The 12454-nt window shown below is 68.7% G+C and carries 10 protein-coding genes and 1 tRNA gene; 8 read left to right on the top strand and 3 right to left on the bottom strand.

Features of this window, described 5'->3' with window-relative positions:
• Positions 1-2 precede the first annotated feature (2 nt).
• A complete protein-coding gene (locus CSW64_RS12050; RefSeq protein WP_150131389.1) occupies positions 3-692 on the top strand; it encodes an energy transducer TonB in 690 nt (229 codons plus the stop codon).
• Here CSW64_RS12050 and CSW64_RS12045 read toward each other — a convergent pair.
• Together CSW64_RS12045 and CSW64_RS12040 are read right to left on the bottom strand one after the other, a co-directional pair.
• Positions 689-1777, bottom strand: coding sequence for a cytochrome-c peroxidase (locus tag CSW64_RS12045; protein WP_099622341.1), 1089 nt, complete (start codon positions 1775-1777; stop codon positions 689-691). The genes CSW64_RS12050 and CSW64_RS12045 overlap by 4 nt on opposite strands.
• A complete protein-coding gene (locus tag CSW64_RS12040) occupies positions 1777-4284 on the bottom strand; it encodes a TonB-dependent receptor (protein ID WP_099622340.1) in 2508 nt (835 codons plus the stop codon). The genes CSW64_RS12045 and CSW64_RS12040 overlap by 1 nt, the downstream gene beginning before the upstream one ends.
• Before the next feature lie 286 nt (positions 4285-4570).
• On the opposite strand from CSW64_RS12040, the gene lon reads away from it, so the two are divergent.
• The 4 genes from lon (at position 4571) to CSW64_RS12020 (ending at position 8814) form a co-directional block, all read left to right on the top strand.
• The gene (gene lon / locus CSW64_RS12035) at positions 4571-6970 is read left to right on the top strand and encodes an endopeptidase La (RefSeq protein ID WP_099622339.1); all 2400 of its coding nucleotides are present in this window, start codon (positions 4571-4573) and stop codon (positions 6968-6970) included.
• A gap of 175 nt (positions 6971-7145) precedes the next feature.
• Positions 7146-7421, top strand: a complete 276-nt coding sequence (locus CSW64_RS12030; RefSeq protein WP_099622338.1) for an HU family DNA-binding protein — start codon at positions 7146-7148, stop codon at positions 7419-7421.
• 131 nt (positions 7422-7552) lie between these two features.
• Positions 7553-7629, top strand: a tRNA-Val gene (locus CSW64_RS12025).
• A 108-nt stretch (positions 7630-7737) separates the two neighbouring features.
• Positions 7738-8814 carry a phosphatase PAP2 family protein gene (locus CSW64_RS12020; protein ID WP_099622337.1) on the top strand — a complete coding sequence of 359 codons (1077 nt, stop codon included), beginning with the start codon at positions 7738-7740 and terminating at the stop codon, positions 8812-8814.
• Here the strand turns inward: CSW64_RS12020 and CSW64_RS12015 are convergent.
• Positions 8811-10070 (bottom strand): glycosyltransferase, encoded by a 1260-nt coding sequence (locus CSW64_RS12015; protein ID WP_099622336.1) that lies wholly within the window; start codon positions 10068-10070, stop codon positions 8811-8813. The genes CSW64_RS12020 and CSW64_RS12015 overlap by 4 nt on opposite strands.
• 111 nt (positions 10071-10181) lie before the next feature.
• On the opposite strand from CSW64_RS12015, the gene CSW64_RS12010 reads away from it, so the two are divergent.
• Genes CSW64_RS12010 through CSW64_RS12000 form a run of 3 tightly spaced genes read left to right on the top strand, consistent with a single transcriptional unit; the run spans position 10182 to position 12453 of the window.
• Positions 10182-11075, top strand: coding sequence for an SPFH domain-containing protein (locus CSW64_RS12010; RefSeq protein WP_099622335.1), 894 nt, complete (start codon positions 10182-10184; stop codon positions 11073-11075).
• 36 nt (positions 11076-11111) lie between these two features.
• Positions 11112-11261, top strand: a complete 150-nt coding sequence (locus CSW64_RS12005) for a type II toxin-antitoxin system antitoxin (protein ID WP_099622334.1) — start codon at positions 11112-11114, stop codon at positions 11259-11261.
• Positions 11262-11298: 37 nt separating this feature from the next.
• Positions 11299-12453, top strand: coding sequence for a glycosyltransferase (locus CSW64_RS12000; protein WP_099622333.1), 1155 nt, complete (start codon positions 11299-11301; stop codon positions 12451-12453).
• Position 12454 lies beyond the last annotated feature (1 nt).

Below are 12454 nucleotides of genomic sequence, written 5' to 3'. Positions count from 1 at the left end.
TCATGGCTGGGTTGGCGGCGGCGATCCTGCACGGTCTGGTCTTCCTGGCGCTGAGCCGGGCGGCGTCGGACGGCGCGCGCGTCGAGGTCCCGGAGGTCGCCGTGGAGCTCTTCTCGGCGTCGCCGGCCTGGTCCCCGCCGGCGACGTCACGGCCGAAGCCCGAGGCCCCGTCCGCAGCGTCGGCGCCGGAGGCGACTCCGGTCGCCCGATCGGTGTCCCAGCCCGCGGCCGCCGCCCAAGCTACGGCGGCTCCGACCCCGGTTTTTCAACGGATCGCCCAGGGCGCGCCTGCGGTCTCGGAGACCGCTTTCACAGCCGGGTCGGCGAGCGTGTCGACCGCGACGGGGATCGGGACGGGCGAGGCCGCATCCGCCGGCGTGGGTGTGCGTTCGGCCGAGGATCCCTATCCGGCCCAGGTGCTGGCCTGGATCGAGCGCCACAAGCGTTATCCGGAGCGCGGCCGCGCCGAGTCCCTGGAGGGCGCGGTGGTGGTCGCGGTCACCCTGGACCGGCGCGGGCGGGTGCGGGCGGTCGATCTGATCCGGTCGAGCGGGCACGGCGTCCTGGACGACGCGGCGCTGGCCCAGGTGCGGAACGCCTCGCCGTTCCCGGCAGCCCCGGCGGACTCGACCTGGAGCCGCCGGCGCTTCGAGGCGCCGATCGTCTACCGGGTGCGCGTCGGACGGGCCTAGAGCGTCTCCAGGAAGGCGACCAGCGCCCGGCGCTCCTCTGCGGTCAGGCCCAAGGGCTTCACCAGCGGCGAGGTCTTTGGGAACAACGGGTCGTTGACCTGGTCGGGCCGCGGCCGCAGTTGAGCCCCGCCCTGGTTGTAGAAGTTGACGGTCCCGGCCAGGGTCGGAAACAGGCCGTTGTGCATATAGGGCCCGGTCGCGGAGACATTGCGCAGCGTCGGGGTCCGGAACGCGCCGACGTCGGCTGGGTCCTTGGTCACCTCGTAGCGGCCCAGGTCCTGCAGCCGCCGGCCGTAGAAACTGAGACCCAGGTTGTGGAACTTGCCGTCGGTGAACAGGGGGCCGCTGTGGCAGTTGGCGCAGCCGGCCTTGGTGCGGAACAGGTGCAGCCCCTGCAGCTCCTGGTCGGTCAGGAGGCGGACGCCGCCGCCGTCGGCCGTGACCCGATCCCAGCGGGTGCGGCGGGGCTTCAGCGAGCGTTCGAACACGGCGATCGACTGACCCACGCGCTCGAGCGTGATCGGCCGGTCGTCGTTGAACGCCGCGGCGAAGGCCTTGCGATAGGTCTGGTCGGCGTTCAGGCGCGCCTCGACCGTGGCGCGATCCGCGGCCATCTCGACCGGATGGCCGATCGGCTCCAGGGCCTGGGCTTCCAGGCTGGGGGAGCGGCCGTCCCAGAACAGGGAGGACATCCAGGCCGCCGCGAAGAGCGGCTGGGCGTTGCGCCGCCCCCGCTGACGGTCGTGACCGAACGAGGTCCGCAGACCGTCGCCGAAGGCCAGTTCGCGGTTATGGCAGGAGGTGCAGGCGAACTGTCCGGACTTGGAGAGCCTGGGCTCCTCGAACAGGCGCTGGCCCAGGGCGAGCTTGGCCGGCGTCGAGGGGTTGTCTGCCGGCTGCGGCGCGGGCGGCAGTGGTCCGAACTCGGTGAAGATGGCGCCGTCCAGCAGCGTGGGGCGCGGCCAGGTCTCAGGCGGTCCGGCATACAGTTCGCGCAGCGTCGGCGTCCCCTGGGAGGACGCCGCGCCGGCGATGACGAAGGCCCCGGCCACGACGGCCGCGGCCAGGACGGTCCTTGCGAACATCAGAACGTGTACTTCGCGCCCACCCAGATCGTCCGGCCCAGCTGGTAGGGCTGGGTGCGGTTCACCGAGTTCCGGTACGGGATCGAGTCCAGCAGGTTGTCGACGCGGGCGTCCAGGGTGACCGTGCCCCATTGATTGCGGACGACGTCGGCGGTGACGTTCAGGTTGAAGTCCACCGACGGGTCGTACTTGACCTTGTCGTACACGTCGTAGGTGACGCCGCCCAGCCGGATGTCGGCGCCGGTGTCGTCGATGCGCTCGAACTTGCCGCGGAAGCGGGCGTTGACGTTCAGCTTCACCCGATCGTCCCACCAGGTCGACTGGTAGTCAGCGTTGATGATCAGCGGGGCGGCGTAGTCCTCGCGCTGGTTCTCGGCCAGGACCGAAGGCTTAGGACGAACCTGACCCTGGTAGTAGACGAACGTGCCCTCGTAGAGCTCGTCTTCGGCCTGGAGGAAGTAGTCGATGTTGCTGGTCTTGGTTTCCGACCAGCTGGTCGACAGGCCCACCGAGTGCCGCCCGAATGAGCGGTTCCATTCCAGGCTGAGGCCCTGGTAGCTGCTCTCGCCATCGTTGGTGATGGTGTAGCTGGTGAGGGTCACGACCCGGCCCAGCTCGTTGACGAACTCGGTGCGCACGGCCGGGGAGCGGGCGAACTCCTGGCGACCCTCGCGCTTGATGCCCCGGATGCGGTACTGGCCGCCGAACAGCGGGCCGGCAAGAGCGATCGTCAGCTCGTCCGAATAGGGGGTGTCGAGGTTGGCGTCCCGGTATCGTTGGCTGATGCTCTGACTGCTCAGGGTCCAGTTGTCGCTCCAGGTCCGCGTGCCGCCGACGACGGGCGCGGTGCGGGCGTAGCGGAGGATGCCAGGCTGCTTGTCCCGGAGGGCGTAGCCCAGGAAGCTGCGGGCATAGTAGCGGTTCAGGCCGACCGTGGCGGTGATCCCGAACGGCAGCTCATGCGTCGCCGAGAAGCGCGGAGACAAGTCCCAATTGCCCAGGAAGCTGTCGTGCTCGAGGCGCAGGCCGCCCCGCACGGTGAATCCGGCGACCTCGAAGGTCTGTTCGCCCCAGAGCGCAGCGGTCTCCATCGAGGCCTCGGCCTCATAAGCTCGGTACTGAAGCCGTTCGGTCAGGGCGTAGACGCCCGACACGCAGGACGGGCCTTCATTGGGATCGGCGCAACGGGTGTTCGCGCCGGCCTGGGTGCCGGTGTATGCGTAGGTCGTGAATGGCCGCTTTCGGTAGGCCTCGACATGCGACAGGTCGAAGCCGGCCCGGAAGTCGCCGCCGAGCAGAGGCTGCGACCAGGTTCCCTTCAGGGTGTAGCCGCTCTCGCGCTGGTCCAGCGGCCCGATGAATCCGTTGGTGCACTGGCTGCCGGCGGGGCACCAGTCGATGTTGGTTCCCGTCCGGCTGACGTTGTACTGAACCCGCGCGCCGTCGCGGCCGCTCTCGGAGCGGGAGAAGCTGGCGTCCAGGGTCCAGTCCGCTTCGCCGCTTCGGCCCACGAGACCCAGTCGGCCGGTCCAGCCGCCGCCCTCGGTCGTGACCATGTTGTTGATCCCGATCGCGTTCGACGACTGGGACTCGTAGGGCGTGTAGGTCAGCTGGCCGGTCAGGGTGAGACCGGCGGGAAGGTCGGCCGTCGCCTTGAGCAGAAAGTTCTCGCTCAGGCTCCGCTGGCCGAAGCCCAGGCCGCCGTAGTTGGCGCTCTTGAAGTAGGTGACCTCCGATTCACTGCGGCTGTAGCCGGCGAGCAGGCGGAGGCGTTCATTGACCGGGATGTCGAAGCGGACGCCATAGCGGGTCTTCTCGTAATCCGGCTTGCCGGACGGGGGCACGCCGCCCAGCGCCGCCAGGGTCGCCGGGGAGATCCGGAACGAGGTCAGACCGGTGCGGGTGGTGTTGTAGTAGACCTGTCCGCCGAATTCCCGGGCCGGGTCGCGCGTCGCGATCTCGACCACGCCGCCGGCGAAGCGGCCGTACTCGGCCGAGACGTTGGAGTCCCGCACCGTCAGGCTGCCGACGAGATTGGAGTCGACCCAGAAGGCCTGCGGCGAGGTGTTGGCGACCTCGGTGTAGTTCTGCGGGTCGTCCTGGGTGTGATCCAGGCGCGAACTGGCGTCGACGCCGTCGAGCAGGAACAGGTTCTCGTTGACCCGGCCGCCGGAGATGGACAGCTGCGTGGGCCGCAGGTCCTGCAGCTGCTCGCGCGTGGCCAGGCCCTCGCGAAGGCTGAAGTGGGCCGTCGGCAGCGCCTTCAGGAGCTGGTTGACGTCGCCCGAGCCGGGCGCGCGGGTCGAGATCGCCTCGGCGTCGAAGGTGGAGGTCCCGGAATCCAGCGGATCGCCGAAGCGGTAGATCTGGGGCGCCTTGGCGTCGGTCTCGATGACCACGGCGGGCAGGGCCTCCGTCGGCGGCGTCGGCGCCTGGGCGAGGGCCGGGCGCGCGAAGGCGGTCAGCGCGGCGAGGCCCGCGCCGGCGAGAAGCAGACTCTTGAACATGGAAACCCCCAGCGGCCCGATACGAAGCGGTCAGATCGGCCGCGAACGGGCGTTCTCTAGGGGAGGGGTGTTAATAATGCAAGCGACTCGCAATTGCATTTCGCTAGCGCACGCTCATGTCGGAAACGTGACGAAAGTTGTGGGCTGATGACGGCTTGCCCGGGGCATAGGGACCGTCAAACTTGAACAGACGCGCAAAGCGGCCACATATCTTGCTGTAAGGGCCCGACCGTTCCGTTGTCGGGCCAGCGCGGCGCCGCTTCCGGGCCGCGCCGAGGAGATTGGAATGACCGACATCCGTACGCTTCCGGTGTTGCCGCTGCGGGACATCGTGGTGTTTCCCCATATGGTCGTCCCGCTGTTCGTGGGACGCGACAAGTCCGTGCGCGCGCTCGAAGAGGTCATGCGCACCGACAAGCAGATCCTTCTGGCCACCCAGAAGAACTCCGCCGATGACGATCCCGCCACCGACGACATCTACGACGTCGGGGTGATCGCCACGGTGCTGCAGCTGCTCAAGCTGCCGGACGGCACCGTGAAGGTGCTGGTGGAGGGCAAGACCCGCGCCGCCGTGGTCAAGTTCACCACCCGCGAGGACTACTACGAAGCCGAGGCGGCCGAGATCGCCGAGGACGCCGGCGAGGAGCATGAGGCCGAGGCCCTGTCGCGCGCCGTGGCCGAGCAGTTCGAGAACTACGTCAAGCTCAACAAGAAGATCCCGCCCGAGGCCCTGGCCTCGATCCCGCAGATCGCCGAGCCCGGCAAGCTGGCCGATTCCATCGCCGCCCACCTGTCGGTGAAGATCGGCGACAAGCAGCAGCTGCTCGAGATCTTCGACGTGGTGAAGCGCCTGGAGAAGGTCTTCGCCCTGATGGAAGGCGAGATCAGCGTCCTGCAGGTCGAGAAGAAGATCCGCTCGCGCGTGAAGCGCCAGATGGAGAAGACCCAGCGCGAGTACTATCTCAACGAGCAGATGAAGGCGATCCAGCGTGAGCTGGGCGACCAGGACGACGGTCGCGACGAGCTGCTCGAGCTCGAAAAGCGCATCAAGAAGACGAAGCTGTCCAAGGAAGCGCGGGCCAAGGCCGAGGGCGAGCTGAAGAAGCTGCGCAACATGAGCCCGATGTCCGCCGAGAGCACGGTGGTCCGGAACTATCTGGATTGGCTGCTGTCGATCCCGTGGGGCAAGGCCAAGGCCAAGAAGATCGACCTGGTGAAGGCCGAATCGATCCTCGACGAGGATCACTACGGCCTGGAGAAGGTGAAGGAGCGGATCCTCGAGTACCTGGCCGTCCAGGCCCGGACCAACTCGCTGAAGGGCCCGATCCTGTGCCTCGTCGGCCCTCCGGGCGTCGGCAAGACCTCGCTGGGCAAGTCCATCGCCAAGGCGACGAACCGCGAGTTCGTGCGGCTGTCGCTGGGCGGCGTGCGGGACGAGGCCGAGATCCGCGGTCACCGCCGGACCTACATCGGCTCCATGCCGGGCAAGATCATCCAGTCGATGAAGAAGGCCAAGCAGGTCGACCCGTTCTTCCTGCTGGACGAGATCGACAAGATGGGCAGCGACTATCGGGGCGACCCCTCGGCCGCGCTGCTCGAGGTCTTGGACCCGGCCCAGAACAGCACGTTCAACGACCATTACCTGGAGGTCGACTACGACCTGAGCCAGACGATGTTCGTCACCACGGCCAACAGCCTGAACATGCCCCAGCCGCTGCTGGACCGCATGGAGATCATCCGCATCCCCGGCTACACCGAGGATGAGAAGGTGCAGATCGCCATCCGGCACGTGCTGCCCAAGCTGGCCAAGGATCACGGCCTGAAGGACGAGGAGTTCATCGTTCCGGAAGCCGCGATCCGCGACCTGATCCGCTACTACACCCGGGAAGCCGGCGTGCGGTCGCTGGAGCGGGAGCTGGGCAACCTGGCGCGGAAGGTCGTGCGCGATCTGGCCCGTGAGAACGTCGCCTCGATCACCATCGACGACGAACGGCTGGCCAAGTACGCGGGCGTCCGCAAGTTCCGCTACGGCGAGACGGACGAGGAAGATCAGGTCGGCATCGTCACCGGCCTGGCCTGGACCGAGTTCGGCGGCGACATCCTCACGATCGAGGCCGTCCGCATGCCGGGCAAGGGCCGGATGTCCATCACCGGCAACCTGAAGGACGTGATGAAGGAGTCGATCTCGGCGGCGAACAGCTATGTCCGCTCCCGGGCGCCGCACTTCGGCATCAAGCCGACGGTGTTCGACCGGACCGACATCCACGTCCACGTGCCGGACGGCGCCACGCCCAAAGACGGACCCTCGGCCGGCGCGGCCATGGCCACGGCCATGGTCTCGGTCCTGACCGGGAACCCGATCCGCAAGGACATCGCCATGACCGGCGAGATCACCCTGCGCGGCCGGGTCACCGCCATCGGCGGCCTGAAGGAGAAGCTGCTCGCGGCTCTGCGCTCGGGCATCAAGACCGTGCTGATCCCGCAGGAGAACGAGAAGGACCTCGCCGACATCCCCGAGAACGTGAAGACGGCGCTGGAGATCGTGCCGGTTTCGACGATCGACGAGGTGCTCGCCCGGGCCCTGACCCAGCCTCTGACGCCGATCGAGTGGAACGAATCCGAGGAACCCGTTGCTGCGCCTGCGAAGGCGGACGAAGGGGACGTTGACGCGGTCGTGACCCACTAACCCGGGCCTCGCCTGGGCGAAGGTCTAGTTATCACCGTTAATTTGGGCCGTCCGGGCGAAACCCGGGCGGCCTTTCGTTTGACGCGATTTCGCCTTCCTCCATAATCCTTTGCTGGCGCTGGGCTCGCCCCTGGGGGGATGCGGCGCCGCACAACATTCTGGCTGGGAGAATTCCATGACCAAGGCCGAACTGGTCGCCGCCATCGCCGATGGCGCCGGTCTCACCAAGACGCAGGCTGCTGCGGCTCTGCAGGCCTTCACCGATGCTGTGACCGGCTCGCTGAAGAAGGGCGACGACGTCCGCCTGGTCGGCTTCGGCACCTTCAAGGCGGTCAGCCGCGCCGCCGGCACCGCGCGCAACCCGCGCACCGGCGCGACCGTCGCTCGTCCGGCGTCGAAGACCGCCCGCTTCCAGGTCGGCGAAGGCCTGAAGTCGGCCCTGAACGGCTGACACCGCCGTTCCGGTTCGGGACTGAGAGGCGGCCGCTCGGGACGGGGCGGCCGCTTCCGTTTTTCTGGAGGACGGCTTTCATTGGCGTCGAGGCGACGCTAAAGACCCCCTCCGCACGCACCGACGTGCATGGGCGGCTAGCTCAGCTGGTCAGAGCATCTCGTTTACACCGAGAGGGTCGGCGGTTCGAACCCGTCGCCGCCCACCATCTCTCCCCAAGGCCGTTTCGAAGCAGCCATTGCTCTCCGCGCACGGAGCGTTAAGCTCGATTCACCACTGGATCCCGCGCTCGCCGCGGGGAGAGGGGGCGTCGAGGTTGAGCGAGCTATCCTCAGTCCGGACGGGGGCGTCGGCCTGGACCGACAAGGCCTACCTGCGCGCGGTCTGGTCGGAGATCGCCAAGGATCGGCTGATCTATCTCGCCATAGCGTTGCATGTCCTGGGAGCCGCCATCCTGGCCTGGACGCTCGGCGCGCCGGAAAAGCTGGTGTTCTTCGCCTATCTCGGGGTGTGGCTGCCCGGCGTGGCGGCCGTGCTGGCGTTGTATCTGCTGGCGGTGGAGGCGCCGCCCTGCCTGATGGCGGGGAAGGGGCGCAGGATCGCCCACCTGCGCCTGCGGGCGCCCGACGTGCTCAATCCGCGGGTCCCGGCGGCCCTGTGCCTGATCCTGGCGCTGATCCTGCTCCATGGCTCGTTCACCGCCGTGAAGAACATGCTGGCCGACCTCAGTCCCTTCCAGTGGGACCAAGCCCTGGCGATGGCCGACAAGGCTCTGCACGGCGGGCGGGATCCCTGGCTCTGGCTCCAGCCGCTGCTCGGCCACCATTGGGTCACCCGGATTCTGCAGCTGATCTACACCCTGGGCTGGGTCACGGCGCTCTGCGTCTTCACCACCCTGCTGGCCCTCTCGCGGCGGTTGGAGCATCTGCGCATCCGGTTCTTCGTCACCTATGTGCTGTGCTGGGTGCTGATCGGGAATCTGATGGCGGGGCTCTTCCTGTCGGCCGGGCCGGTCTACTACGGCGAGGTGACCGGCGACCTGGTCCGTTTCGGCGCGCAGGAGCAGTATCTCGGCTTCAGCAAGGGCATGGCCTACTCCAGCTTCGACCTGCAGCACATGCTGTGGACCCTGCATGAGCAGGGCAGGACCCAACTGGGCACCGGCATTTCGGCCTTCCCGAGCCTCCACGTCTCCATGGCGACGCTGTTCGCCCTGACCGCCTGGGCGATCGACCGGCGCTGGGGCTGGCTGGCCACGGCGTTTCTCGTGATCACCATGGCCGGCTCGGTGCATCTGGGCTGGCACTACGCCCTGGACGGCTATGTGGCCGTCCTCGCCACCGTCGCCATCTGGTTCGGCGTCGGAGGGCTGGAGCGACGGCTGGCCCGCTAGAGCAGGGCTTCGATCGCGTCCTCGGCCGATCGGCCGGCGGCGTCGGCGGCCACGGACTGGCCGAGATTCCGGGCCGAGGCCTTGAGCCGGGGGCTCTTCAGCAGCTGATCGACCGCATCGCGGATCGCCTCCGGTTCAGCGGAACGCTCGAGCATCAGCCCAGCCTCGCGGCTGACGAGCCGGATGGCGTTGTCGCGCTGGTCGCGGACGGCGGGGATGACCAACTGCGGCTTGCCCGCCATCAGCGGGCGCAGCACCGAACCGTGACCGCCGTGGCTGACCACGGCTTCGGCCTGGTCGAACAGCAGGCCGTGCGGCGCGCTGCGGACGATGTGGACGTTTTCGGAGCCCGTGAAGTCGTCCGGATCCACCGCGGGTCCCAAGGTGACCACGGCCCGGAGGTCCATCGCCTTCAGGGCGGCGATGATGCGCGCCAGAATGTCCTCCTGCGCCTCGTAGAGGGTCGAGGAGGTCACGACGACGAGCGGCCGCGGGTCGTCGGCGCTCCAGGGCGAGGTCCAGTCGGCCACGCCGATCGGGTCGCTCAGATAGGGGCCGACATAGAGGAACGGCTCGGCCAAGGCGTCCGGCGCGAAGTCGAACGCCTGACTGGCGCCCAGCAGGATCTTCCGTGCGACGCGGGTCTGATCGAACAGGGTCGGCAGGGCGGCCAGGCCGAGGCCGGCGCGGGCCGCGTTCAGCCCCGGCAACGCCATGTCGAACAGCTGGATCAGGACGCCGCGCAATCCCGCCTGCATCTCGATGTCGGCGTCGCTCTGCGGTGCGGCCATGCCGGCGCCGAACGGCGGTACGCCGGGAAGGGTGGGCAGGGACCAGATGTTGGCCGCGAACAGCGCCAGCGGAATGTTCGCCGCCTCCGCCGCGATCATGACCCCGAACAGCAGTTCCTGGCTGACGATCAGGTCGGCGGGGAAGGTCTGCAGCGTTTCGCGCACGTCCTGGGCGTAGCGGGCGGCCGGGCCGATCATCAGGCGATCGCAGAGCCGCTGAATCCCCTCCAGCGGGGTTGTCGCCTCCCAGTCGCGCAGCAGGTCGCTGTCGCGGGACTTGTCGGTTCTCGACGGCGCGGCGCGCCAGGCCCGGAAGGGAAGGGTGAAGGCGTCGGCGTCGGGGGCGTTGCAGGCGTCGCTGAGCACCAGGACATCGTGCCCGCGAGCCTGGAGGCCCGCAGCGACCATCAGCATCGGCTGGACGTGACCGCCGCCTTCCCAGGTGGCGAACAGAATTCGGGCCATGGGCGCTCCTCTTCGACCGGGCCGACTAGCCGGCGTCGGGCCGGGCGCGCAAGCGAGATTGACGTTCGGACCAAAAGTGATATCACTTTGCTAACACTTCTGGAGGGGCCGATGGCCGAACACGCAAGCATCAACCGCACCGTCGAACGCGTCGGCGGGGGCATGAACGGCGGGCTGATCCTGCTCGTACTGCTGGTGATCCTGGCCGCCGGGGTCTGGGCTGTTCCCCATGTCGGCGAGCCGGGCGGCACGCCGCTGGGCGTGGCGGGCATCGTGACCGTCGTCCTCGCCGCCTTCGGGCTGGCCGGATTCTACACGCTGCAGCCCAACGAGGGCGCGGCCATCACGCTGTTCGGCAACTACAAGGGCACCGACCGCGTCACCGGCCTGCGCTGGGTGCTGCCCTGGTACGGCCGCAAGAAGATCAGCCTGCGGGTCCGCAACGTCACCAGCGAGACGCTGAAAGTGAACGACAAGCGCGGCAATCCGATCGAAATCGCCGCCAACGTCGTCTGGCGGGTCGCCGACTCGGCCCAGGCCCTGTTCGACGTCGACGACTACGCCGCCTTCATCAATATCCAGATCGAGACCGCCCTGCGCGAGGTCGCCCGGCACTACAGCTACGACCACGCCGAGGACGACGAGCCGACCTTGCGCGCCGACGCCGAGATCGTCGGCGAGCGGCTGAAGGAGGACCTCCAGACCCGCGTCGCCGTGGCCGGCATCGCCATCGACGAGACCCATCTGATGCACCTGGCCTACGCGCCGGAAATCGCGGGCGCCATGCTCAAGCGCCAGCAGGCCGAGGCGGTCCTGGCCGCGCGCCAGAAGATCGTCGCCGGCGCCGTGACCATGGTGGAGAGCGCCCTGCAGCAGCTGAGCGAGCGCAGCGTCGTCGAGCTCGACGAGGAGCGGAAGGCCGCGATGGTCTCCAACCTGCTGGTCGTGCTCTGCGCCGACCGCGAGGCGCAGCCCGTGGTCAACACCGGCACGCTCTACGGGTGATCGGGCGTGGCGAGCCCCAGTAAGCGTGCATTCCTGATGCGGGTTAAGCCCGAGGTGCTCGAGACGATCGAGCGCCTCGCGGCGTCCGAGCTGCGCAGCGTCAACGCCCAGGTCGAGATCCTGCTGCGGGAGGCCTTGGCCCGTCGAGGGATCTCTCGCCTGGGACGGGAACCGGACGACGGCTGAGGACTTAGAACAGGCAAGTCATCGGGCTTGTCGGATCATGGTCTTGCAGGACGCGCCGGTACGCCGGGCCGCACGCCTCGTCGACACCACCATGCTGTTCGCGCCGCGCAGCGGCGGCGTGAAGCGATATCTGCTGGCCAAGCGGGCCTGGCTGTCGCGCAACCGTCCCGAGATCCGTCATACCCTGGTGGCGCCGGGGCCGCGGGACTTCTACGACGGTCACGGGCGGGTCTCGATCTACGCCGCGCCGCTGCCGTTCGGGGACGGTTACCGCTGGCCGCTGTCAAAGACCGCCTGGATGGAGCGGTTGATCCGTCAGCGCCCTTCGATCATTGAGGCCGGCGACCCCTATACGCCCGGGCTGGCGGCCCAGAAGGCCGGCGAGCGGCTCGGCGTGCCGGTGGTCGGTTTCTGCCATACGGACCTGGCCGCCTTGGCCGCCCTGCATATCGGCGATTGGGCGGAGAAGCCGGTGCGAAGGCGCTGGGCGACGATCTATGGCGGCTTCGACCAGGCGGTGGCGCCCAGCCGCTTCATTGCCGAGCGGCTGATCGAGGCGGGCGTGAGGGACGCTGTCGCCCTGCCGCTGGGCGTCGACACAGAGGTCTTCCATCCCGACCGGGCCGATCGCCAGGCGGTCCGCCGGGAGCTGGGGCTGGCGCCCCGCGAACGCCTGCTCGTCTTCGCCGGCCGTCCGGCGCGGGAGAAACGGCTGGACGTGCTGGTCGAGGCGGCCGAAAGGCTCGGCGCGCCCTATCGGCTGCTGTTGATCGGAGCCGGGGCGGGCGCGCCGCCGTCGGACCGCACCATCCAGCTGGACTATGTCCGCAGCCCCGAAAGCCTGGCGCGTTTGCTGGCCAGCTGTGACGCCTTCGTTCACGCCAACGACGCCGAGCCCTTCGGCCTGATCGTGCTGGAAGCCCTGGCCTGCGGCCTGCCGGTGGTCGGCGTGGCGGCGGGCGGCGTGGCGGAATCGGTGGACGACACGGTCGGCGTCCTGGCCGCGCGCTCGGACGGCCGGGCGATGGCGGAGGCGATCGACGCCCTGTTCGGGCGGGAGCTGGATCAGGTCGGCCGAGCCGCGCGTCTGAGGGCCGAGGCGCGGCACGGCTGGAACGCGGTGTTCGAGCGGCTGTCGGCGATCTACGCCGGTCTGACGGGCAACCCGGCCTTCGTCGCCCGCCCGGCCTGAC

The sequence above is a fragment of the Caulobacter mirabilis genome (assembly GCF_002749615.1).
GTDB lineage: Bacteria > Pseudomonadota > Alphaproteobacteria > Caulobacterales > Caulobacteraceae > Caulobacter > Caulobacter mirabilis.
This window is presented reverse-complemented; position numbering and strand designations above follow the sequence as displayed.

What these genes read in the sequence shown, in the direction of transcription:
- CSW64_RS12050 (WP_150131389.1), top strand. Translation starts at nt 3, where the DNA reads ATGGCTGGGTTGGCGGCGGCGATCCTGCACGGTCTGGTCTTCCTGGCG.
- CSW64_RS12045 (WP_099622341.1), bottom strand. Translation starts at nt 1,777, where the DNA reads ATGTTCGCAAGGACCGTCCTGGCCGCGGCCGTCGTGGCCGGGGCCTTC.
- CSW64_RS12040 (WP_099622340.1), bottom strand. Translation starts at nt 4,284, where the DNA reads ATGTTCAAGAGTCTGCTTCTCGCCGGCGCGGGCCTCGCCGCGCTGACC.
- lon (WP_099622339.1), top strand. Translation starts at nt 4,571, where the DNA reads ATGACCGACATCCGTACGCTTCCGGTGTTGCCGCTGCGGGACATCGTG.
- CSW64_RS12030 (WP_099622338.1), top strand. Translation starts at nt 7,146, where the DNA reads ATGACCAAGGCCGAACTGGTCGCCGCCATCGCCGATGGCGCCGGTCTC.
- CSW64_RS12015 (WP_099622336.1), bottom strand. Translation starts at nt 10,070, where the DNA reads ATGGCCCGAATTCTGTTCGCCACCTGGGAAGGCGGCGGTCACGTCCAG.
- CSW64_RS12010 (WP_099622335.1), top strand. Translation starts at nt 10,182, where the DNA reads ATGGCCGAACACGCAAGCATCAACCGCACCGTCGAACGCGTCGGCGGG.
- CSW64_RS12005 (WP_099622334.1), top strand. Translation starts at nt 11,112, where the DNA reads ATGCGGGTTAAGCCCGAGGTGCTCGAGACGATCGAGCGCCTCGCGGCG.
- CSW64_RS12000 (WP_099622333.1), top strand. Translation starts at nt 11,299, where the DNA reads ATGGTCTTGCAGGACGCGCCGGTACGCCGGGCCGCACGCCTCGTCGAC.